This window comes from Amycolatopsis sp. NPDC001319, from assembly GCF_042896185.1.
Taxonomy (GTDB): Bacteria; Actinomycetota; Actinomycetes; order Mycobacteriales; family Pseudonocardiaceae; genus Amycolatopsis.
On record NZ_JBIAWY010000004.1, the window covers coordinates 38,484 to 60,934 of the forward strand.

The window sequence follows — 22,451 nt, forward strand, 5'->3', positions numbered from 1 at the left end:
TCCGGCCACGAGAGGTTCGGTCTCTCTCGGTGGAGTTCCCGCCTTCGAGCCGATGGGCGACGTCGGTGAGACGTGGCCGCGTGGCTAGGCGAAGTCGGCCAGGCGGGACGCGATTCGGGGCAGGTCGAGGTTGCCCTGGACGACGTCGTGGACAAAGGGTTCGGCGGCGTCCTCGTCGAGGGGCGTGCGGAGGGGTTTGTCGTTGAGGCCGAGGAAGAACCAGGTGGCGGTCCAGGCGAGGCGTTTGTTGCCGTCGATGAGGGGGTGGCCGCGGCCGAGCGACTCCATGAGGGCGGCCGCCTTCTCCCACACGCCGGGGTAGGCGTCCTCGCCGAACACCGACGTGCGCGGGCGCGCTGCGGCGGCCGCCAGGATGCCCGTGTCGCGCACCGCGAGCTCGCCGCGCACCACCCGCCGCGCGACGACCATCAGGTCGTGGATCGTCAGGTACTCGGTCATCGCGCCAGCCGCTCGTTGAGGCCCGCGCTCGCGTCCAGCACGTGGTCGAGCACCGTCGCACGCTGCTGCGCGCGCGACGTCACGGCGGCCATCAGCGTCTCCCGCACGTACTCCTGCAGGCTCCGCCCCTCGGCGGCCGCCTGCCGCTCGATCTCGCGCACCTCGCCGTCACTGAACTCGACCGGCAACACCTGACCCATGCCTGGAACCTTAAGGCCTCACCCCGCCCGGCGAACCCCGGTTTTTCCGCCCCCGCCCGGACGCCGCTCAGCGCGACGCCGGCGGATACGGCCCGGGCGGCGGGTACTGCTGCTGCGGTGCTGCTGGCGCGCCGGACCCCGGCACCTGCGGTCCTGGCGGCACCGAGCCGACCCACTCCGGACCGGGTGGCACCAACCCCTGTGATGCCGGCCCGGCCGGCATTGCGCCGCCCGGCCAGGCTTGCCCACCTCCACCGGCGCCGGGCCATTGCTGTCCTGGAACGGAGCCCGGCATTGCGCCTTCAGGGACCTGCCCCGGTATCGCGCCGCCCGGCCACGCTTGCCGCGCACCGCCGGGGCCGGGCCATTGCTGTCCAGGAGCGGAGCCCGGCATTGCGGCTCCGGGAATCTGTCCCGGGACCGCGCTCGGCCACGCATACCCGGCACCAGCGGCGCCCGGCCACTGTTGCCCAGGAACCGGCCCGGCCATCGCCTGCCCGGGAACCCCTTGCCACTGTTGCCCAACAACCGGCCCGGCCATCGTCTGCCCCGGAACCCCTTGCCACTGCTGGCCAGGAACCGCCCCCGGCATCCCCGCGCCCGGCCAACCTGCCGGACCGCCGCCGTACCCCGGCTGCCAGCCCGGCCCGCCGGCGAAGCGTGGCATGACCTCCGGCAGAGTCACCGCCACGGCGGGCACCCACAGCAGCACCGCGATCACCGCGGCCAACCCGGCCGGCAGGAACACGTCGTCGAAGGCACTTGCCCGCCGGATCCCCAGGATCCGCATCGAGCCGGGTACCGCGAGGACCACCTGCACGACCGCGCCCAGCATCAACACCCGCGCCACCCGTGGCCGGCGCGCGGCCAGTAGCGCCGCGCCCAGAAGCACGCCGAGGCCGAGCAAAGCGATCACCAGGTGGAAATAGGGCCCGGGGTTTAAATCAAAGTTGTAGCTCAGCTCCGCGATCTCGTTCCACACCAGCAGCACTTCGCACACCCCGGCAACACCTGCGAGCACGAAAGCCAGCACGCGCCCCTGCGGCATCGGTGACTCAACCACGCCCGATCCCCCTCCGTCATCAACCGGACACACACAGCATAGAGGTCGCCCCCGACAATCCAATGTGATCACGAAGCGGCCGCGGCGACCTCATCGCCGACGTAGCGAAATCCCGGAGAACGACCGAGCCAAAGGACCACCAGCGGCTGATCACCGCCGTCAACCGACACCGGCACCTCCACGGAGACGACCGACCCGGCCCCACAGTCCGAAAAGGACCCGCGGTCCGCACTCACGCCGGAGTCGGCCGCGTCACCCGCTTGCTCTCCTCCAACAGCAGGTCCAGCAGCGGGTTCGAATTCTCCCGCAGCCAGATCAGCGCCAGCCCCAACGGCGCCGCGTCCTCCAGGGGCAGCCACACCAGCCGCGGGTACGGGAAGTACGCGGCCGTCGACGCCGGCGCGATCCACGAGCCGCGCCCGGCCGCCACGTGGTGCAGGCACTCCTCCGGCGTGCGGCCCTGCGGCCCGTAGACCGCGCGGGTGCCGTCCGGCCGCGGGTCGATGAACCAGAACTTCACCACCGCCTCGGGCATCCCGTCGCGCGGTCCGACGATCGGTTCGCACACCAGATCCGCCACCTTCAGCGACGTCCGCGTGGCCAGCGGGTGCCCGGGCGGCAGCGCGACCCAGCGCGGCTCGTCGAGCAGCCAGTGCGCGACGAACCGGCGGTCGTCGCCGATGGGGAGCCACAGGAACGCGGCGTCGGCGGTGCCCGCGGCCAGCGCGTCGAGCTCGTCGGGCAGCGTGTGGACGGCGAGGGCGTCGACCTGCACGTCGGGCGCGACGCGGCGCAGCGACGACTCGACGTCGGGCAGGAAGTGCGCGGTGCTCTGCGCCTTGAACGCGATCCGCAGCCGCCCGGACAGGCCCGAACCGACGAGCCGCGCCTCCGAGACCATCGCCGAGCAAGCGCTGAGCAGTTCGCGCCCCTGCTTCAGGAACACCTGCCCCGCCGGGGTGAGCTCGACGCCGGAGGACCGGCGCCGGACCAGCGGGGTGCCGGCCACGCGCTCGAGCTGCCGGATCTGCCCGCTGACCGCCTGCTGAGTCATCATGAGCCGCCCGGCCGCGCGAGTCATGCTGCCCTCGTCGGCCACGGCTTCGAGGGCTTTGAGCAGGCGCAGATTCAGGTCCACCGCCCGATCCTCGCCACAACGGTTCGTTGTGGCAACCACAAGGATCCGGTGTTTCCCTTTCCCGCATCCCGGCCGGACCATAGCTGTATTGACACAGGGGAGCACCTATGAGTCTGAGCGGTAAAGTGGCCCTCGTCACGGGATCGTCGAAAGGCCTGGGCAGGGCCATCGTGCTCCGGCTGGCGGAGCAGGGCGCCGACGTGGTCATCAACTACTCCCGCGACGCAACCGCCGCGGAAGAGGTGAAAAAGGCGGCCGAAGCGCACGGTGTGAAGGCGCTGGTGCACGCGGCCGATGTGTCTCAGGTGGACGGCATCGTCGACCTGTACGACGCGGCCGTGGCCGAGTTCGGCAAGATCGACATCGTCGTGGCCAACGCGGGAATGGAAAAGGTCAACATCCCCGTCACGGACGTCACGGAAGAAGACTTCGATCTCCTCTTCCGGGTGAACACCAAGGGCCCGTACTTCGTGCTGCGCGAGGCCGCCCGCCGCATCGCCGACGGTGGCCGCATCATCACCATCTCCTCGAACACCACCACGGTTCCGCAGCTGGGCGTCGGCCTCTACGGCACCAGCAAGGTCGCCACCGGATACCTGGTGAAGGTGCTCGCGATGGAGCTCGGCCCGCGCCGCGTCACCGTGAACACGGTGGTGCCCGGCCCGATCGACGGCGCCGGGATTTTCACCGACCCGGCCAACGACGAATACAAGCGCAGTTTGATCGAAATGGTCCCGATCGGGCGATTGGGCACCACGGAAGACGTCGCGGGTGTGACGGCATTTCTCGCCGGAGACGAAGCCGCGTTGATCACCGGACAGCAGCTCGTCTGCGACGGCGGAATGCACTGACCACCGAAAGGAATTGTGGGAAAATGACAGGGACAATGCGCGCGGCTCAGGTTCAGCAACCGGGTGGCCCGTTCGTGCAGGTCGAACTGCCGATCCCCGAGCCGAAGCCCAACCAGGTGCGGGTGAAGGTGCACACGTGCGGCGTGTGCGGCGGCGAGATCATCCCCCGCATGGCGCTGTTCGGCACCAAGTTGCCGCGCGTGCCCGGGCACGAGATCGCGGGTGTCGTCGACGCGGTCGGCGACGCCGTGACCCTGTGGAAGGTCGGCGACAAGGTCGGGGTGGGCTGGTCCGGCGGGGTCGACTTCACGTGTGAGTACTGCCGCCGCGGCGACTTCGTCAACTGCGACAGCCGCACGATCACGGGCACGTCCTTCGACGGCGGTTATGCCGAGTACATGGTCGCCCCCGAGGACGCGGTCGCCCGGATCCCCGAAGGCCTCACGTTCGCCGAGGCCTCGCCGCTGATGTGCGCCGGCATCACCGCCTTCAACGCGTTGCGCCACGCCAAGGCCGGCCCCGGTGATCTCGTCGCCGTGCAAGGTGTGGGTGGCGTCGGCCACCTCGCCGTGCAGTTCGCCAACAAGATGGGCTTCCGCACCGTCGCGATCAACCGCGGCCGCGCCAAGGAGGAGCTGGCCCGCAATCTCGGCGCGGACGAGTACATCGACAGCAACGAAGGCAGCGTCGGCGAGTCCCTGAAGAAGATGGGCGGCGCCTCGGTGATCCTCGGCACGGTCGACCGCGCCGAGATGCAGTCGGAGCTGATCAACGGCATCCGCCCCAACGGCCAGGTGATCGTGCTCGAAGGCCAGAACCCGATCCAGGTCACCGGCCACACGCTGGCGGACTACCGGCTGAACCTCTCCGGCTGGTACAGCGGCGTGGCCCGCGACAGCGAGGACACGCTGAACTTCGCCGTGCTGCGTGGCATCCGGCCCGTGTACGAGGTGTTCCCCCTGGAGAAGGCCGAGGAGGCCTACCAGCACATGCCGAAGGCCAACATCCGCGTGGTGCTCCAGATCGCGGACTGACGCCTCGGTCCGGGAAAACGCGCCCACCTACCCCGAGGTGGGCGCGTTTTCTCATGCCAGCCGCAGCGAGACGCCGTCGAGCAGCGAGCGCAGCCCGAGCTCGAAAAGCTCGTCGAGATCCAGGTCGTAACCGTCCTCTTCCAGCGTCGTGAGCATCCGCGTGAAGACGGGATGGCGCCCGCCGGCCATGATCGCCGTGTGGCCGGGCGCCTGCGTGGCCAGCCATTCGTCCTCGGTCAGCCCCGACGTGCCGGCCGCGTGCCGCTCGCGTTCGAGATGGACGGCGACGCCCTGGATGTAGCTGAAGAACAGCACGTGCAGGTCGCACAGCTGCTTGGCGGACAGACCGAAGCCGTCGAGCGCCGACAGCGCCTGCTCCGCGTGCGTGGCCAGGTTGGCCAGCGGCAGCGGGCGCGTGATCGGCGACAGCTGCGCGAGCCACGGGTGCCGCCGGTACAGCGCCCACAGGGTGCGACCGGTCAGTTCGAGCCGCGTCCGCCAGTCGCCCGACGGCCGCGCGGGGTAGCCGCGTTCGCCGAAGGCCGCGTCGGCCATGAGCAGTACCAGCTCGTCGCGGCCGCCGACGTAGCGGTACGGCGCCATCGCCGCCACGCCCAGCCGCGCCGCCACTCCCCGCATGGACAACGCGGCGAGGCCCTCTTCGTCGGCGATCGTGATGGCCGTCCGCACGATCCGCTCGCGCGACAGGCCCGGTGGCCGCGGGCGTGCCCTCGGCTCGGCTTTCCGGCCCGCGACGACGGTGCCGGACCGCGGTTCGGCCCGCACCAGCCCTTCCTGGCCGAGTGTGGCGAGCGCCTTGGCCGCGGTGGCCGTCGCGACGCCCCATTCGACGGCGATCCGGCGCGTCGAGGGCACCTTCGCACCCGGCACGAGCTCCCCGTCGGCGATCCGGCGGCGCAGCTCCGCGGCGATCTCCAGGTAACGCTGCTCGGCGATCCCTCGGCTCCGATCTGTACCAGTACAGCTGACCATCTGTACTAGGTCAGTTTTGGCATGTTTCCCTGGCCGAAGCCAGTGTGTGGTCCGTAAGGATACGACGAACACCTGGAGGAAACCATGCGTAACGTCCTCGTCTCCGGCGCCGGCATCGGCGGTCCGACGCTGGCCTACTGGCTCCGCCGGGCCGGGTTCTCGGTGACCGTCGTCGAGCGCTCGCCCGGCCTGCGGGAGGGCGGCCAGGCGGTCGACGTGCGCGGGGTGGCGCTCGACGTGGTCGACCGGATGGGGCTCGGTGAGCAGGTGCGCGCGGTGCGGACGCGGATGCGCGGAATGTCCGTGGTGGACGGTTCCGGTGCCGAGCTGTTCCGCTCGGAGGAGCAGACCTACAGCAGCGGCCGCCTGGACAGCCCCGACGTGGAACTGGTCCGCGACGACCTGGTTTCCCTGCTGTACAAGGCAACCGCGGCCGACGTCGAGTACGTCTTCGACGATTCCGTCACCGCCTTGCGGCAGGACGAACACGGCGTACGGGTGGAGTTCGAGCGCGGTGGCTTCCGCACGTTCGACCTCGTCGTCGGTGCCGATGGCCTGCACTCCGCCGTCCGGCGGCTGGCGTTCGGCCCGGAGGAGCGGTTCGCGCAGCACCTCGGGCAGTACCTGGCGATCTTCCCGACGCCCAACCTCCTCGGTCTGGACAACTGGCAGGTCTGGTTCCGCGACGGCGAAACCGGCGGCGCCGTGTACCCGGTGCACGACAACGCCGAGCTTCGGGTGACGCTCGGGTTCGCGTCCGCGCCGCTGTCGTACGACCACCGCGATGTCTTGGCGCAGAAGGAAATCGTGGCGAAGAAGCTGGCGGGCACGGGCTGGGAGGTGCCGCGCCTGCTGTCCGAAATGACCGGTGCGTCCCACTTCTACTTCGACGCCATGCAACAGATCCACCTCGACTCCTGGAGCACCGGCCGCGTGACGCTGCTCGGGGACGCGGGCTATTGCGCGTCGCCGCTCTCGGGCCAGGGCACCAGCCTCGCCCTCGTCGGCGCGTACGTGCTCGCCGACGAGCTCGCCCGCCACGACGACCACACCGCCGCGTTCGCCGCCTACGAGAGCCGGTTGCGCCCGTTCGTCGCCGCGAACCAGGCGCTGGCGACCGAGAACCCCGGCGGTCCGGCGGCCGAGGAGTCGGTGGACCGAGCGAAAAACGCGATCAGTCTCACGTAACGCCGCACGGCCCGGCAGAGCTTGGTCCGTCGTTCAGCCTCCCCACGGCGGTGCGTCAGTTCGGCGTTACCCAATCGGGTGAAGGTTGGCAGGTTCAGCTTCACGAATGGAGGAACCTGATGGTCGACGAGCCCTGCCGCCACGACGGACTGCACCGAAGGGCGTTCTTCGGGCTTGCCGCGGGGGCGGTGGCGGCCCCGGCGCTGGCCACGCTGCTCGGCGCCGCACCGGCGGACGCCACGCCGGGCCGGCCCGGAAACCGCCTGAAGTTCGCCGCCGTTTCCGACACGCACGTGAACACCACGAGCCCGCAGTCGACCACGTGGCTGACCCAGGTGTACGCCTCGATCGCGCGCCGCGACCCGGACCTCGTGCTGCACTGCGGCGACATCACCGACACCGGCCTGCCCGACGAGTACGAGCAGTACGGCAAGGTGCTGCCCGCCGCGCTGCGCGGCAAGATCCACTACTCGCCGGGCAACCACGAGACGCGGTGGGACCCGTCGGCCAAGGAGGAGTTCCACAGCCACTTCGGGCCGACGCCGTACTCGTTCGACGCCGGCGGCGTCCACTTCGTCGGTTTCGACCCGACGCAGGTGCTGCAGGAGCCCGGGCACTACGGGCCCGCCGGCCTCGACTGGCTCGAGCGCGACCTGCGTCGCGTGCACCGGGACACGCCCGTGGTGCTGTTCCAGCACTTCCCGTTCGGCAACCAGTTCTACTACGTCGACGACCAGCCGGCGGTGCTCGACGTGCTGGCGGAGCACAACCTGCGCGGGGTCATCGCCGGTCACGTCCACCGCGAGGACGTCACCCGCTTCAACGGCCTCACCCAGGTGACGCTGAACGCCGTGCGCAACGGCCCGTTCTACTACTGGGCCGAGAAGACGACGGCCGCCGACGGCACCGCGGTGCTGGACGTCAAGCGGGTCACCGTGGCCGCGGACGGGACCGACACCGAGGCGCCGTTCGCGACCGTGCCGCTGACCGGGGGCGGGCAGGGTCGCGAGCAGCGGCCGCGATACGTCCACGTGGGCAAGGTTTCCGGTGGCTCGCTGCCGGTCGAGGTGCGCGCGTCGGCCACGCAGCAGGTCGGCGTGCAGCCGTATCCGCAGGCCGTGTTCGGCGGCACGAGCCCCGGCGCGTGGTTGCCGCTCAGGGGTTCGGGGGACCGCTGGACCGGCAGCGTCGACGTCTCGGCGCTGGCTCCGGGCCGGCAGCGCCTTCAGGTGCGCGTGAACGCGGCCGACGGCAGCTGGTGGGAGCAGGTCGCGCTGTTCACCGTGCCCGCGGTGGCCGGCGACCCCGTCGACCGGTGGCAGGAGCAGCTTCCGGGTTCGGTGCAGGGCGGCGTGACCCTCGCCGCGGACGGCTTGGTGCTCGCCGCTTCTTCGGCCGGTGAGGTGACGGCGTTGCGCCGCGGCGGGAAGCGGGCGTGGCGCACGCAGCTCGGCCCGGTCTACCGGCGCCCGGCAGTCCACGGCACGCTGGCCTTCGTCCCGTCGGTCGACCACCACCTGTACGCGCTGGACGTGCACAGTGGACGCCGGGTGTGGACGTTCGACGCGAACGCCCCGGTCCTGAGCGCACCGCTGGTCTCCACTGTGGACGGCCACGAGCAGGTCGTGTTCTCGGCGGGGCAGGCGCTGTTCGCGGTCGGTACCGACGGCCGGCGCCGCTGGTCCGTGCCGGCGCGCGGATTCTCATCCGGGCAGGCCGCGAGCGATGGCGAGCGCGTGTACACCTCGGCGGCCGACGGTTACGCGCGGGCGCACGACGCGCGTACGGGCAAGGAACTGTGGGCCTACCAGATGGTGTCCGGTGTCGAGAACCACATCGCGCTGTACAGCGGCTGGGACACCGTGGCGGCGCTCGGCGGTGACGTGGTCGTCTTCGCCACCGTGTCGAGTGCGATCGCTCTGGACCGCGCCACCGGCGCCCTGCGCTGGACCGTCGCCGGCAGCGCGATGTACGCGCCCGCGCTGGTCGTCGGCTCCAGCGTGCTGCTGACCACCGAGTGGGGTGTGCTGACGCTGGTCGACCTCGCCACCGGGAAACCGTTGTGGACGACCAATCTCGCGCTGCGCGTGTTCAACGCGGGCGTGGCGATCAGCGACGGCACGGCGTGGGTGCTGACCGTCGACGGCAAGGTCATCGGCGTGCGGCTCTCCGACGGCGCCCGGCTGGGCTGGCTGCAGCAGAGCCTCGTCTACACGTTCGGCCGGCCGGTGATCGACGGCCGCACGCTCGTGGTCGGCGACCAGAACGGTGTCGTCCACGGGATTTCCCTCCCCTGAGTTCCCCTTGAGTTCCACCGCGCCGAACCACCGGCGCCGGTGCCCGGAAGAAGGACAGAGATGGGCCTCACTCGAAGACAGTTCATGGTGGCCGGCGGCGCGATCGCGGCGTCCGGCCTCGTGGCCACGCCGGCCGTCGCCGCGACCCATGGACTCCCGCTCGGCGGCTTTCCCTTCGGTGGCAGCCGCGAACCCCAGGGCCAGTGGCTCGTCGGCGACACACACGTGCACGACGACCACTCGTCCGACGGCAGCCTGCCGCGCCAGACGTCGAAGCAGACGCTGCCGGGCAACCTGCCCGTCGGCGACCAGATCGGCCAGGCCGAGAAGACCGGGCTGGACTTCCTGCCGCTGACCGACCACCGCACGTACGACCAGCACTGGGATCCACAGTGGACCTCCGACCGGCTGCTGCTGATCCCCGGCGAAGAGGCGAACGGCTCGCCGCACGCGATCGTGCTCGGCGCGGTGGACAACGTCGTCGACGGCGCGAACCCGCCCGGCTCGGCGGCGTTCCGGCACGTGCAGCAGTCCATTTGGGACGCTCGGTCGCAGGACGCGGTGTGGCACGTGGCCCATCCCGACGACGGTGAGTACAGCGCCGCGGGCGGACCCAACGACAACGCCAGCGTGCAGGGCGTGCACAACATCGAGGTGCTCAACATCGCCTCGGACCCCGACCTGGAGATCGAGTACGCCGAGAACCGCTGGAACCGCGGCTTCGTCACCGGCGTCAGCGCCGCCAGCGACTGCCACTTCCGCGAGCTGTGGGACATCGCCGGTCCCGGCCAGCCGGCCACCCGCGTGTTCGCCGCCGACCGCAGCGTCCGCGCGATCCTCGACGGCCTGAAGGCCGGCCGCACCTCGGTGTCCTCCGGCGTTTCCGGCCCGTTCGTCACGATCGAGGCCGACCTCGACGGCGATGGCCGCTTCGAGGCGATGGGTGGTGACGAGACCGTGGTCGGCTCCCGGAAGCTGCCGAAGCGCGCTTCGCTGCGGGTGCGGGTCCGCCAGGGCGCCGGCACGCGGCTGCTCGTGTACGGCTCCCCGGGCCGCTCGGCGCAGGCTCTGCTCGACACCACCGTACGCGGCACCGACGACACGCGCACGCTGCCGTTGAGCCTGTCCGGTGACCACGTGTGGTTCCGCGCCGAGGTGCGCTCGCCCGGCGGCGTGTCCGGCCAGAACGCCGACCCGACCCTGCCCGACCAGTTGCGCGCGGCGACTTCGCCGGTCTTCGTCTCCGTCGGCCGCGTGGCCACGCCCACGCCGGAGATCCCGTTGCCCGCCATGCAGTCCGGGCACGACAACGCGATGGCGGTGCTCGGCGGGACCGGTGAGTTCACGGGGTTCGCCGACGTCGCGGTCAGCGGCAACGACGTGCACGCAGTGGCGCAGCGCCATTCCGACGGCCGCAGCCGGATCGTCTACAAGCGAGTGGACCGTCGCGGCTTCGGGCTCTTCGAGGTCGAGCTCTCCGGCGGCTCGGGCACGGCCACGGCCCCGCGCGTCGCCGCTTCCGGGCGCGACGTGTGGGTGGTCTGGCAGGACGAGCGCGGCCACGAACAACCGCACCGCCCCGCGATCTACCTGCGCCACAGCAGCACGGGCGGCCTGCTCTTCGGCCCCGCCGTGCGTCTGGACGCGGGCACCGGCCGGGCCATACATCCGGCGATCGCGCTGCTTTCCGGCGGACAGCCCGTCGTCACCTGGGCCGACAACACCGGCGGCGCGTTCGACGTCTACGCGCAGGTCGTCGGTGTCGACCGGAAGCCGGTCAACCTGTCGGCCGCGGGCAAGACGGTCAGCGCCGGCAACCGGGCCGTCGACTCCCGCTCGCCGCGCTACCCGGCCTCGGTGTTCCCGACCGTCGCGGTGGGCCACGGCGACCGCATTCTCGTTGCGTGGCAAGACGACCGGTACGACCCGGATCCACTGTGGACGGGCCACACCCCGCCCGCCGGCCAGGCCGCGTCGGGCGGCACGGACCCGGACAACTGGCAGATCCTGGCCGCCACCCGCGCGGGCACCCGCGGCGGCTGGGACGCGTCGGCGCAGGTCAGCGCCGCCACTGACCGCGCCGACCGCCACCCGAGCGCGGCCGTCGACCACTCGGGCGCCTTCGTCGTCGCCTGGGACAGCGGCGCCCTCCAGAGCTCGGGCGCGAACCTGTCCCTGCGCTCGGCCCGCTCGACCGACGGCCGCACCTGGTCGGCAGCCACGCCGTTCGCGGTCGAGCCGGCCGCGATGAGCCAGCGGCCCCGCCTGAGCCACGACCCGGACGGCACCGTCCGCGCCGTCTGGTACGACTCCCGCGCCGCGGACTGGCGCTGGAAGGTCTTCACGTCGCGCCTCACGCCGGCCGGCTGGTCGGCCCCGGCCCAGCTCACGAAACCGGGCAACGCCACGTACCCCGCGGTGTCCGCCGGCGTCGTGGCCTTCGTCACGGACCGTAACGCCACCCGGGGCCAACGCGACACCACGCAACAGATCTACCTCGTGGACACAGGCGGCCGCTGACGTGGCCCCCGGCCCGGCCGCCGGTGCTCGGCGGCCGGGCCCGCCACGTCGTCCTCGCCGAGCGAGGGGAGGGGTTCACTTGTGGCTCTGACGAGACGTAGTCACTCAGCGTGACGTGATTCCCGGCGGCCGGGGGCGTTGGGGCCGACCAGGCAACTCAGATCAGCCCGACGTGTCCCCGCCGGCTCCCCGCGCCTTAACGGGGTATGTCCGTTGCGGCCGCCGCGACGTGGCGGAGTGTCCGATCCGTCGGGCGACCAGACGCGGTTCGACTCTCGCGCCCGAGGTCGTCGCGGAACTGCTGGTGCAGCCTGTGTTCTCTCGTTGCAACGCCACGAAGGAAACAGGAAACCACTGTCGTGACGTTGTTGCCGGACGGGATTCTGAATGGGCCGGATCTCCCGGCATTCGTTTCTCGGAAGGCGGAGACAGATGAAACTCGTCGTCAGCGTGGCTGGCCTTGCGAAGTTCCTGTTTTGGCTCATCGCTGTCGTTGCTGTGGTTGGGTTTGCCGCCGGTGCCGGCGGCGCTACGGCCGAGCACCCCGCATCTCCTGGTCACAGCGTCACAGCTCAGGCGGATCCCGAATCCGCCACCACGCAGATGGATTCGCTCGCTCGAAGGTCATGACGGTATCGGCGTGAGGTGCATTTCGCTGAGTACTTTTCCCCGGTAGCTGACGGTCAGGTCCGGTCCGGTGATCACGTAGCGGTAGTCGCCGTTGACAGCGGTGAATCCGTTTGAGGTGCGCTCGGCGGCCAGCGAGATGTGGTTGTCCGCAGTGACCGGTTTGCCCTTCAGTTGGCCGTCGTAGTGGTACGAACCCATGTAGTCGCGGCAGATCGTCACAACGTGCTCGCCAGTGTCATACCTCGCGACCAGCTCAGCGCCCTCGCCGTCGCTCGGTAGCCAGCGCGCAGCTTCATCCGGACAGGCTGGAGCCGTGCTGCCGGTTACGCTCGCCTCGTCGGATCTGATCGACGAACCGACGCGGGCGACGAGGCCGAGCATGAAGACGAATCCGATGATCAGCGGAGACCAGCGCACGACCCGCCAGAAGGTACGGCGGGACCGAGGCCGCCGTGCTGCCCGGGGACGTAGGGGAGGTGGCGGGAACATCGGTGCGCTCGGGGGCTTCGGCTTTGCCGGAGCAGGCCGTTTCGGTGGTACCGGAGCCAGTGCGATCATCGGGCGTGCAGCCTCCTTGTGCCGAGATTCGACGAATGACGGAGTCTTTTCGCGTGCGACAGTGACTGGCCGGTGTTGCGGGGAAACCAGCACCCCCGTTGCGCTCCCGGGCTCTCGCCCGCAGATGTGACAGGTCGGTTCGGACGCGAGGTTGTTCGCGTGACACGAGTCGCACGACCAGTCAGCCTTGTCGTTCATCGTTCACCACCTCGTCGTCAGTACATCCCTCAAGCACATCGGTGTCGTTGCCGGGGCGGAACACGACCCATTCGCGGGTGTCCGGTGCCCGCCGCACACGCAACGGCCTGAGCACCGGACCACTTGGGGCCGCAGACTGCGGAGGCGGGGGCGGCGGGCCGCCACCGGAGACGGCCCGCGCCGTCACTTCGTCGACGAGTCGCTGGAGGAAGACCCGGCCTTGCGCCGGGAACCAGAGCGGCAGCTCGACCTGTGCCGTCCGGCCCAGGGTCACCACCAGGGTGAGTCGCAGGAGCTCTGCACCTGGAAGCCCGGGCTCTGTGGCCAACCGTGCCGCGACACAACTCTCGACGGGAATCCGCAAGTCGGCGGGCGGAGTCCCGGGGCGAGGTCTTTCGCGGATGACGAGGACCGCACGATGCCGTGCCAACATGACGTCGGGGCCGAAGACGGCCGGGGGCCGCGGTGCTCGTGCAACCGGCGCCGGCTGGGGCACGGTTGCTGCGTGCGGCGGCCGTTTGCGCGGCAACCAGGGGAATCGCGACCTCAAAGACTGCTCGCGATGGTTGCGATGATCTCGTTCATCTCCCATTCTTCAAGCCCTTCTCCTGCTGTCGACGGGAAGAAGAGCGTGTTGTTCCAGTCATCGGCGATGTCCGCCCACGGGTACTCCTCGGGTGCGAAGATCAGGAGCCGCTTGGCGGAGTTCTCCATGAGCGACTCCCGGCTCTGCGCGTGCCCCCACAGCGCGAAGAGATCGTCGAGCGAACCAGGCACAACCCGTGGGTAGGTGTTCGCCTGGGTTTGCCGGGAGTCGCCAAGTCGGTGTGCCGGTGCGTCGGTGAAGATGACGATCACGTGCCGGCGGCGATCGAGCCCGGTTTCCCAGTCGGAGTGCATCGCGACAGCGAGCGCCTCGAGCCCGGATTCGGGCACGTCACCGCCACCGCTCGGCTCGAGCGACCGGACAGCGCCTTCGAACTCGTCGACCTGGGCGGGAATTCGCAGGAATCCGCTGTCGGACAACGCGTCGTCGGCTCGGTCGCCGAAATCGCGGAACGCGAGCACTTTGAGACGCAGGCTGCGGATCCCACGGCCCTTGGACTTCATCTCCTCGACGAGACGGCCGGGAAAGGACAGCGCGTTGTCTTTCACGTTGTCCAGCGTCGGCTTCATGCTCGCTGTGGCATCGATGCACAACACGATGTCGACGGCGTAGCCGAGGTCGGTTCCGGGCTGCTGATCGACGGTCATCGGGCTCCTTCCGCCGGCGTCTGGCCGGTGAGGTTGATACGGACACGGCTACGGGGCACTCGAGATGGCGGCCGGAGTGAGGCGAGCAGCGACAGGACGTCGCCGATTCCGGGCCTGGCCGTCGGATCGGCCCTCGTCATGGCGGCCAGGAGGGGCGCCCACCCAGAGGGAAGATTCGGGTGGAGTTGTAGGTCTTCGCCCGCCAGAACCGCGGCCGCCGGTGATTCGAACTGTGCTGGGAAAGCCGGTGGGGCACCGGTGAGGTACCCGTGGACGAGCAGCCCGAGGGCGAAGAGATCAACGGCCGTGGTCAGTTCCTTGGCCCTGCTTCCCTTGTCGCCGCGGAGGTAGCCGAGCCACTCGGGAGCCCCGTAGTACGGATTACCTCCGAGGACGTCTGCTGCCGGCGGGTCTCCGGAGACGTACGCGTCGTCGAAGTCGATCAGTTTCGCGACGCACAAGTCGCTGCGCTCGGGGGAGTGGAACAGGATGTTTTCCGGCTTGAGGTCTCCGTGAACGATCTTGCAGTCGTGGAGCAGCGCGACGCTCTCACACAAGGTGTGCAGCAGGATGTTGCGGTACTGCGGAGGCAGATCGGCCGGGTTCGTTTCCTTTGGCCGGATCCGGTCGGTCACTTTGTAGTACCGGGTGCCCTCGGCGAAGAAGTCTTTTGTCAGCACCAGGTTCCCGGCGCGCCGGTGGTCTGCGCGCAGCAACCGGGACAGCTTCTCGTGGTGGCGCTCGAAGCGTCGGCACTCGGCGAGCCGTCGCTTCTTGTCCGCCACGCTGCCCATCGAGTCGGGGCGAGGTCGTTTGGGATCGAGATACTCCTTGATGAAGAAGTCCGAGCCGTCCTTCCGGGCGAATGCCCACACGCATTTCCCGGCGTTGGTGTTCGACGGGCGTGTGATGATCTCGTAGCCGTTGACGATTTCTCCCTTCTTCACGAATCACCCTTTCCGTGCTGGGGAAGTCGTCGTTCGTAGTCGTCGCGGTAGGTGAGCCACGAGCGCGTCCTGGTCTCGACGAGCGCCGCACGTCCGCTTGCGGTCGCGCGGCGCATCGGTTCTGCGTGTTCCTCGCGCAGTCGGTCGAACCGCTGGCGGAAACTCGCCCGTAGTGCTGAGAAGTCCTCGAAGCCGAGTGCGACTATCGCGATGGAGGCGTCGTCTTTTGTGTACGACACCACTTGTTCCGACAGCAGGACCGACCAGTGCATCGCGTCTTGCGCCGCGAGCAACGTTTCCCACAGCTTGTATTCGAACTCTGCGGGAGTTCCGACGTAGCCGAAGAAGCCGTCCGTGGCCGTGACGAGGATGCACGGGAACCGGGCACCACCTCGCCACCCATTGACCGTGAACCTGCCGCCCGCATGAACCATGTTGGTCATCGGCGGGTCCTGGAGCAGGAGGTACAGGGCGTCGCCGGACTCGGTGTCGTCGACGCTCAGTTGCTGCAGGCCCACTCGTGGTTCCGCCACGTAGCATCGTGAATCCCCTGCCCACAGCACCTGCCACGCGACCTCGCCGGGGGAGAGATCGAACGCGAGACCGGCGAACGTGCTCGGGAGCTCGCGACGCAACCGGCCGCGCATCCTCTGGTTCTGGAGGACGCCTGCCGGCAGCCGGACGCTGATGTGCGCCGCGAGGGCCTCGGCAGAGGCGTCCGCCGAGTTGTCCGTGAACCACTCCTCGACGAGTCCTCGAACGCGACGGGATGCCAGCCACGCCTGGGTCCGCGTCTGTCCGGACTGCGTGCGCCCGACCGCGGCGCGGCCGGCGCCGCCCACTCCGTCGAAGACAGCGAGTAGACCGGACGCGCTCGGCCGGTGGTAGAGCACGAGGGGATCGGCGTCCTCGCCTTCGCCGACGATCCGCTCAGTCCATACCGCGACGGCCGTGAACGCATCGTCGACGTGGTGCCAGAGGCGGGCATTGCCTCGGGCACCCGGGTGGATGTCCATCGGATCTGCCTCAGCCTTCGCTCTCCGAGGCGGACGGGCGCATGGTCCCTCGCACTCGGCCGGAGACCTTCGGGCTTGGCGAGGGTTCGGCCGACGCAGGGGGCGGCTCTTCGGCCTTCTCAGCGGGTTGCGGAACGTTCCCCTCGACCACTTTGGCCTCTTCGATCGCTGCCTTGGCGCGGGACTCGATCCCATCGCGAAGCTTGCGCCGCTTGCCGGGTCCGGCCTTGCTGCGGTCGAAGAACTCGCCGAGTACCTGTTCGCGTACCTCCGAGGCGCTGAACTCCTCCATCTCGCTTCCCGTGAGCGCCCGCAGCACGTCGATCTTCGCTTTGGTTTCAGCCGCTCGATCGGCCCGTTCCCGGTCCAGGAGCGCCATCGGGTCGCCATCGTCGATCGACATGATGTGGGCGAGCATGTCCTCGCGGCTGCCGCCGGCGATGGGCCGCATAGAGTCGAAGGTCAGCTTGCGAACCCGGATCTTCCGTTGTTCGGTCACGAAGTCTTCCGCATCGACCATCACCACCGACACCGAGTAGCTGCTGAGCCGCACGGTCGACGAGTCCCGCGCGGTGTTGAGCCGGGCTGAGATCGCGTTCTCCGCGTCGGCGGGCTGAAGCACGTCGAAACGTGCTGCCGTTGCTCGGATGATCGAAGTGAGGGAGGGCCGCAGTGCCGCGGTCAGGTCGGTGACGCAGTCGCGGGCGATGGCTATCGGGTCGGTGATCTGGCACGCGCACTGGACAGAGACGGTGAAGGGAAACACCGGGTCCGAACTTGCGGCTGTGACGCTGAAACCCAGTCCTCGCGTCGCGATGTCGATCAGGTGCATCCTGCGGTAGCGGCCGAGCCGTGCCTCGGGCACGCGCTCGCCGTGGTTCACCACCAGCGGAGCGCCTTCGGTTCGCTCGAGCACCATCGCGGTACCCAGCTCGGGGGAACGCAGAGGAGAGGTCAAGCGCATCCTCGGGAGGTCCAAGCGCTGGAGGATTGGGTTGTAGGTCAGGTTCATGAAGCTTCCTTCTCGACGTCGACGAGGATGTCGTGGAACTCGGCGGCTTTGGCGGACGAGTCGTGGGGATCCTGGGCCCAGCCGCCGAGCAGGTGGAGGATTCGTTCGAAGTCCGTCGTCCCGCGCTCGGCGATGCCGGCGAGGACGTCGAGCACCGGATCGAACGCAGCGGTGTCCCGATCGGCGAAACGGATCCAAGCGCGAAGCGCGGTGGCAGCGAGGTCGCGGGCGGACGAGTCGCCCAGCGCGCGGCCCCACAGCTCGGCGAGGGGGTCTCGGTGTCGCGATTCCTCCCGCATGAGCAACGGGTAGCCGCGCACGTCGTCCTCGGGCAGTACTGCGAAGGCGAACATCGTGAGGGCCTTGGCCACGGACGCTCCGTCGTCGGCTCGATTGGTCCACTCCAGCAGTGCCTGCAGGACCTCGTCAGCGCGTCCCGATTCGAGAAGGGCTTGAGTGCTGATCGCAACCGCGTCCAGCAACCTCCAGTCCTCCACGTGGATGAGAGTGCGCAGGACTCGCAGAGCGCGGCTCGGATCGTCGAGGCCTAGCTGACCGCCCACCGCCAGGCCTGCGGTCATCGGCAGACTCGGGCTTCTGCCTGCTCGCGCGAACTCTGCCCACTGCTCGATGTAGGTCCAGGCGGTTTCCGTATTCCCGCTGAGCGTGCCCGCCACGTTGAGCCCGTGTGCGGCGCTCTGCCGCAGAGCGGGCGACTGCGACGCCGCCCAAGGCAGGAGGTACGTGTGCACACCGTGTCCGAAATCGGTGTTCGCGAGGATGCCGGCTGCCTGCGACGCCCTGGCGCGTACTTCCACGTCGGTGTGTTCGGCGAGGCTCTTGAGCCAGTCCAGGATCTTCGGCCTGGCTCCGTCGAGCTCGAACCACGTCACGCCCAGGACAGCGACGCGAAGCCGAGCCGATTTGAACCTCAACCGGCGCACTTCGCCGTTTGACTCGGACCCTGCCACGAGTTCGAGCCATCCGCGTTCCGCGAGGATGCGCCTGAGATAACGAACGCTGAGCGTGCCCGGGTTCGTGGTGAGCTGCTTGTGGAGAGCAGTGGCCGCGTCGGCGACGTTGAGGTAATCGGCGGTCTCGAGCACGGCGGTAGCGAGGACGAGCGCGATCTCGGCGGCATCCGGACCGCGGCTGAGCCACTCGAGGACCTGGCCGTCCGGATCACTGAGCTTTTCGACGGCTTTCTCAACGTCTTCCCCGGCCCGCACTGCTTGGACAACCGTCGCAGCCACCCTGCATGCGAACTGTGGGTCGTCACGGTCTTCCAGCAGTTCGGAGAGGCCGTCTGCGGCCAGGTGCTCGTCGAGTTCGGGAGGTTCCAGCCACGGTAGTTCGCCGGACACCCATCGCCGAACGATTTCGTCGGGATGGGGAAGTTCCAGCTCTTCGACGACGAACTCGGCACGCCTCGAAGCAGTGGCGAGAGACCCGGTGACCGGACTGGTCACCACCACGAGGTAGCTCCCATCCGCCGCGAGGCGGTCGGAGATCTTCGTGAGCCAATCGTCGGTGAGCTTGTCCGCTGCGAACTTGCCGCCGCCTCCGGCCTGGTCCACCACGAGATAGCCGCTTCGCGGGTGAGGGACCCGCCAGCTCGGATTTCCCAGCATGGCGTTGTTGACGCGGTATACCTGCGGGTTGTCACCCAGGACCTCGCTCAACGTTCCGAGCGCCCGAGTGAGGCGACCCGTGCCCGCCGCGTCGGCGATGACGAGGAGGTTCGTTTCCTTCAGTCGTTCGACGCCGTCGCCGAAGTCGGGTGGCGCCACGAAGTACCTCGTCGCGCTCGCGGCGTCCAGCAGTTCGGTCCGCCCTCTTGCCGAACGTCGGGAGTTGCTCCGTCCTCCAGGACCAGCGACGAAGTCACCGTCGACCATGATGTCGCCGTGGAAGATGTTGAGGGTGCCGGCACCGGCCAGCCGTTCTTCCGCCTCGGATATGATCTCGGTGAACCGTCCGTTGGACAGCTCAGAGGCTTCGCCGCGCAGGCCCTTGACCGCCTCGTCGCGGCTCGAGATCGTATTGATGTCCTTTATGGACTCTTTGGGTTCTTCGTCGATTGGGCTCGCGGGTTCCTCGGTTTCCGGCTTGGACGGTGTCTCTTCGCTCACGGCTTAGCTCCGCTGGGCTCTCGGGTTTCGGGTGGTCACCAGAGGTGAAGGTCAGCCGAACCTGGGTCCGGCGTGGAAGTCGCCTCGGACGTCGATGTGGCCGTACTGGTTGACTACGCCACCCTTGGATGCGTGCGCGGTGAACTGACCTCGGGACGGAGGTGCGGTTGGTGCGGGCAGGTCCGGGATCAACTCCCGCAGGCGGGCGGCGAGCCGGTCGATGTCCGGCTTGGCGTTGCGGAAGTGGATCGAGATGTCCTGAAGGGCCGGCAGCATGCGAAGTGGTTCTGGCAGCTGCTCCGCGCTGACCCTCGGCGCGTCCATGCGCACGGGGATGACTCGTTTGCCGAGGTCAAAAGCGGTCGTGATCTCGCGCCGGACGAAATCGCGCGGGTCGTCGACGAAACGTTCTCCCGCGGCGTTCTTGGCGTCCAGCCAATTGCGACCCATGACGACGAGCACGGCCGACGACGCCCCTACCGCTTTGAACATGTCCTTCTCCCAGTCGGATCCGGGAGCGATCGATTTCGAGGCGAAGAAGACGGCCTTCGAGCCAAACGCTTGCGAGAGTTCCTGGTCGAGCAATGCCACTCCGAACCGCTCGTCGGCCGTGCGGTAGCTCAGGAAGATCTGGTTCAACTAGGGGCCTTTCGTGGTCACGGGTGTGCGCCTGGAGGTCGGCAGGCGTCACCGCATGGGACTGTCGGTCCGGGATAGGGAGCAATTTTTGGCGGCCAGTCGGCCGCTTGACAAGCCCTACCAGGCGGTAGGCGTTCGTTTCCTGTTTCCAATCGGTGAGTGGTGTGGAGACGTTTGTGACATCTGGGCAGGTGTTGTTCGGGTTCGCGAACCGATGTCGCACGAAACCGCCGCGCCGGAGCGGTTTTTTCACTAACATCGGGAAGGTTTGGACCTCTGTCTCCTGTTTCCGGAATCGAGTGGGAACACCCATCAGGTTCCTCTGGGAGCAGGGAGGATGGACGATGGTCAGCAGAGAAGGGCGGTGCACGGATGTCTTCCCTGCCAGAGACTTTCGGGTCGAGGCTTCGAGCATTGCGGGTGGCTGAAGGGCTTTCGCTCAGCGAGTTCGCGCGCCGGCTCTACTACAGCAAGGGTCATGTGAGCCGGATCGAGACCGGCGCGCAGTCCCCGTCGTCGGAGTTCGTGCGCAAGTGCGATGCCGAACTGTGCGCCGGGGGCGAACTGATCGCGCTGGCGAGTGGGGCAGTGAGACCACCGCGCGCGGCCGCGTCCAAGTCTGCTGAGGAAGAGGTGTGGTTGATGACGATGATGCCCGACGGGGGTGTCGCGTTCAGTCCGGTCGCGCGACGCGACGTCCTGCTCGGAGGGATGGCCGTGATCGCCGGTCTCAAGGTGTCCGGAACCGGCGTCGTGTCAACGAACGCCGAGGCGCAGCTCCTCCACCACCGGCGCTTGTTCGACGCGGCCCGGGACCTGGGTCAGTTCTCGTCGCCGGACATCGTGCTGCCGATGTTGATCGGGCAGGCACAGGCGTTGCGGACGCTCGCGGCGCAAGTCGGCGGGCGGACGCTGCCCGCCGTGGCTTCGTTGGCGGCTCGCACGGCGGAATATGCGGGCTGGATGGCACAGGAGTCGGGTGACGACACCTCCGCAGCGTGGTGGACCTCGCGGGCAGTCCAGGTCGCAGGTGTGGCGGGCGACGACTTCTTGTCGAGCTACGCACTGGTGCGCCAAGCACTGATCACGATGTACCAGGGAGACGCATCGGCAACGGTCTCGCTGGCGCAACAGGCGCAGCGACAGAAGAACGTGCCCGCGCGGATCCTCGGGCTGGCCGCCCAGCGAGAGGCCCAGGGGCACGCCCTGGCCGGCGACCTTGACTCGTGCCTGCGCGCCTTGGATCGGGCGCGAACGCATTTGCAGGACCCGGACGGTGCGCCGGATGGACCGGTGATCGGGACGTCCCACGTCTCCGACCCCATTTCCGTCGCGACTGGCTGGTGCCTCTACGACCTCGGGCGGCCGGCGGAGGCCGCTGAGGTCCTCGACCGTGAGCTGGCCAGGATCCCCACCGTCGCCATCCGGTCCCGTACCCGGTTCGGCGTCCGGTTGTGTCTCGCGTTCGCCGCGTCCGGACAACTGGAGCAGGCGTGCCGCCTCGCGCGCCCGCTGCTCGGCCAGATCGCCCAGCTCGGATCCGCGACGGTGCTCGCCGACTTGCGCCGGTTCGCCGTCCTGGTGCGTCGGTGGCCCGCCCACCCCGAGGTCAGGGCACTGGAACCGGAACTGACCATCGCGCTTGGCCGATCGAGGTGACCTGGCAGAAGGAGCAGGTCGCCACCAGGCTGAGGCGTTGCCGAAAGCGAGCAGGCAGAACACCCCGAACGTGCGCACGATGACCGTTCGAATGACCGAATACGGCCGCGATCGGGAACGCCGGCGCCGGACCCGCGCGCTGCTCGGCGTTGGGTACGTGGCCGGGCTGTCGGCGTTGCTGGGGTTCAAGATCGGCTGGGTGCTCGCCGTGAGTGTGCTGCTCGGGTTGCTCGTCTTGGTCTACGCGGTGTTGACGGTCGTCGTGCGGGGAGAACGGCGGTGGGAACGACGGCGGCGCGACGCGGGGGCCGAGCCGTCGTGGCCGGCCCAGTTGCCCGTGGTGGCGGCGCGGCTCCTGGGGGCCGCGGCGCCCGGACGGCATGCGCGAAGGGTCGACGAGGTCGGCGAGCTGCTCGGGCGATTGTCGTTGTCGAGCGAGGGGTTGAGGTGGGACCCCAGGGAAGGCGACCGCGGACGTGGCGTCGGCTCGCTGGTGTTCGACCGATCCTGGGCCGCGGAGGTGGTGGCGCTGTGGGGTCCGGGTCGCCAGGGTTGCCTGACGCTCGCGCATCCCGAAGGAACCGCGATCGACATCTGGATCCGGCATCCCGCCGACCTCCGGCAGGCGTTGGCCGCCGGTTCGCGATGAGTTCGGGTAACCCG

Annotated in this window: 21 protein-coding genes; 8 read left to right on the forward strand and 13 right to left on the reverse strand. The window is 69.1% G+C overall.

The annotated features are described in order from the left end of the window. Positions 1-84: 84 nt before the first annotated feature. From ACFY1H_RS15285 to ACFY1H_RS15300, 4 genes are all read right to left on the reverse strand, one after another. A complete protein-coding gene (locus ACFY1H_RS15285) occupies positions 85-459 on the reverse strand; it encodes a Fic family protein (RefSeq protein ID WP_366588170.1) in 375 nt (124 codons plus the stop codon). Next, positions 456-659, reverse strand: coding sequence for a hypothetical protein (locus ACFY1H_RS15290; RefSeq protein ID WP_366588172.1), 204 nt, complete (start codon positions 657-659; stop codon positions 456-458). Before ACFY1H_RS15290 ends, ACFY1H_RS15285 begins: the two co-directional genes overlap by 4 nt. 67 nt (positions 660-726) lie before the next feature. Beyond that, the gene (locus ACFY1H_RS15295; protein ID WP_386946955.1) at positions 727-1,722 is read right to left on the reverse strand and encodes a hypothetical protein; all 996 of its coding nucleotides are present in this window, start codon (positions 1,720-1,722) and stop codon (positions 727-729) included. A 232-nt stretch (positions 1,723-1,954) separates the two neighbouring features. Further along, a complete protein-coding gene (locus ACFY1H_RS15300) occupies positions 1,955-2,860 on the reverse strand; it encodes a LysR family transcriptional regulator (protein WP_366588178.1) in 906 nt (301 codons plus the stop codon). A gap of 107 nt (positions 2,861-2,967) precedes the next feature. Here ACFY1H_RS15300 and ACFY1H_RS15305 point away from each other — a divergent pair, with 107 nt between their 5' ends. Together ACFY1H_RS15305 and ACFY1H_RS15310 are read left to right on the forward strand one after the other, a co-directional pair. Next, positions 2,968-3,711, forward strand: a complete 744-nt coding sequence (locus ACFY1H_RS15305; protein ID WP_366588180.1) for an SDR family oxidoreductase — start codon at positions 2,968-2,970, stop codon at positions 3,709-3,711. A 23-nt stretch (positions 3,712-3,734) separates the two neighbouring features. Further along, positions 3,735-4,745 carry an alcohol dehydrogenase catalytic domain-containing protein gene (locus tag ACFY1H_RS15310; RefSeq protein ID WP_366588183.1) on the forward strand — a complete coding sequence of 337 codons (1,011 nt, stop codon included), beginning with the start codon at positions 3,735-3,737 and terminating at the stop codon, positions 4,743-4,745. Between the two features lie 51 nt (positions 4,746-4,796). Here ACFY1H_RS15310 and ACFY1H_RS15315 read toward each other — a convergent pair whose 3' ends face one another. Continuing rightward, a complete protein-coding gene (locus tag ACFY1H_RS15315) occupies positions 4,797-5,738 on the reverse strand; it encodes a TetR/AcrR family transcriptional regulator C-terminal domain-containing protein (RefSeq protein ID WP_366588186.1) in 942 nt (313 codons plus the stop codon). A gap of 84 nt (positions 5,739-5,822) precedes the next feature. Here ACFY1H_RS15315 and ACFY1H_RS15320 point away from each other — a divergent pair, with 84 nt between their 5' ends. The 4 genes from ACFY1H_RS15320 (at position 5,823) to ACFY1H_RS15335 (ending at position 12,373) form a co-directional block, all read left to right on the forward strand. Beyond that, entirely contained in the window at positions 5,823-6,926 is a 1,104-nt protein-coding gene (locus ACFY1H_RS15320) for an FAD-dependent monooxygenase (RefSeq protein ID WP_386946958.1), read from the forward strand. Positions 6,927-7,045: 119 nt separating this feature from the next. Beyond that, the gene (locus ACFY1H_RS15325; RefSeq protein WP_366588193.1) at positions 7,046-9,223 is read left to right on the forward strand and encodes a PQQ-binding-like beta-propeller repeat protein; all 2,178 of its coding nucleotides are present in this window, start codon (positions 7,046-7,048) and stop codon (positions 9,221-9,223) included. Positions 9,224-9,283: 60 nt separating this feature from the next. Continuing rightward, complete coding sequence (locus tag ACFY1H_RS15330) at positions 9,284-11,743, forward strand: CehA/McbA family metallohydrolase (RefSeq protein WP_386946959.1); 2,460 nt, start codon at positions 9,284-9,286, stop codon at positions 11,741-11,743. A 432-nt stretch (positions 11,744-12,175) separates the two neighbouring features. Further along, a complete protein-coding gene (locus tag ACFY1H_RS15335) occupies positions 12,176-12,373 on the forward strand; it encodes a hypothetical protein (protein WP_386946961.1) in 198 nt (65 codons plus the stop codon). Here ACFY1H_RS15335 and ACFY1H_RS15340 read toward each other — a convergent pair. From ACFY1H_RS15340 to ACFY1H_RS15375, 8 genes are all read right to left on the reverse strand, one after another. Next, positions 12,368-12,790 carry a hypothetical protein gene (locus tag ACFY1H_RS15340; RefSeq protein WP_386946962.1) on the reverse strand — a complete coding sequence of 141 codons (423 nt, stop codon included), beginning with the start codon at positions 12,788-12,790 and terminating at the stop codon, positions 12,368-12,370. The genes ACFY1H_RS15335 and ACFY1H_RS15340 overlap by 6 nt on opposite strands. Before the next feature lie 322 nt (positions 12,791-13,112). Further along, positions 13,113-13,406, reverse strand: coding sequence for a hypothetical protein (locus tag ACFY1H_RS15345; RefSeq protein WP_386946964.1), 294 nt, complete (start codon positions 13,404-13,406; stop codon positions 13,113-13,115). Positions 13,407-13,675: 269 nt separating this feature from the next. Beyond that, positions 13,676-14,383, reverse strand: a complete 708-nt coding sequence (locus tag ACFY1H_RS15350; protein WP_386946966.1) for a vWA domain-containing protein — start codon at positions 14,381-14,383, stop codon at positions 13,676-13,678. After that, the gene (locus tag ACFY1H_RS15355; RefSeq protein WP_386946968.1) at positions 14,380-15,330 is read right to left on the reverse strand and encodes a protein kinase; all 951 of its coding nucleotides are present in this window, start codon (positions 15,328-15,330) and stop codon (positions 14,380-14,382) included. The genes ACFY1H_RS15350 and ACFY1H_RS15355 overlap by 4 nt, the downstream gene beginning before the upstream one ends. Further along, positions 15,327-16,346: a serine/threonine protein phosphatase gene (locus ACFY1H_RS15360; RefSeq protein WP_386946970.1), complete on the reverse strand. Its 1,020-nt coding sequence runs from the start codon at positions 16,344-16,346 to the stop codon at positions 15,327-15,329. Before ACFY1H_RS15360 ends, ACFY1H_RS15355 begins: the two co-directional genes overlap by 4 nt. A 10-nt stretch (positions 16,347-16,356) precedes the next feature. Next, the gene (locus ACFY1H_RS15365; protein ID WP_386946972.1) at positions 16,357-17,358 is read right to left on the reverse strand and encodes a hypothetical protein; all 1,002 of its coding nucleotides are present in this window, start codon (positions 17,356-17,358) and stop codon (positions 16,357-16,359) included. Beyond that, positions 17,355-19,490: a hypothetical protein gene (locus ACFY1H_RS15370; RefSeq protein ID WP_386946974.1), complete on the reverse strand. Its 2,136-nt coding sequence runs from the start codon at positions 19,488-19,490 to the stop codon at positions 17,355-17,357. Before ACFY1H_RS15370 ends, ACFY1H_RS15365 begins: the two co-directional genes overlap by 4 nt. Positions 19,491-19,541: 51 nt before the next feature. Continuing rightward, entirely contained in the window at positions 19,542-20,129 is a 588-nt protein-coding gene (locus ACFY1H_RS15375) for a toll/interleukin-1 receptor domain-containing protein (RefSeq protein WP_386946976.1), read from the reverse strand. Positions 20,130-20,501: 372 nt separating this feature from the next. Here ACFY1H_RS15375 and ACFY1H_RS15380 point away from each other — a divergent pair, with 372 nt between their 5' ends. Together ACFY1H_RS15380 and ACFY1H_RS15385 are read left to right on the forward strand one after the other, a co-directional pair. Next, entirely contained in the window at positions 20,502-21,788 is a 1,287-nt protein-coding gene (locus tag ACFY1H_RS15380; protein WP_386946978.1) for a helix-turn-helix domain-containing protein, read from the forward strand. Positions 21,789-21,867: 79 nt separating this feature from the next. Continuing rightward, positions 21,868-22,437 (forward strand): hypothetical protein, encoded by a 570-nt coding sequence (locus ACFY1H_RS15385; protein WP_386946980.1) that lies wholly within the window; start codon positions 21,868-21,870, stop codon positions 22,435-22,437. Positions 22,438-22,451: the final 14 nt, after the last annotated feature.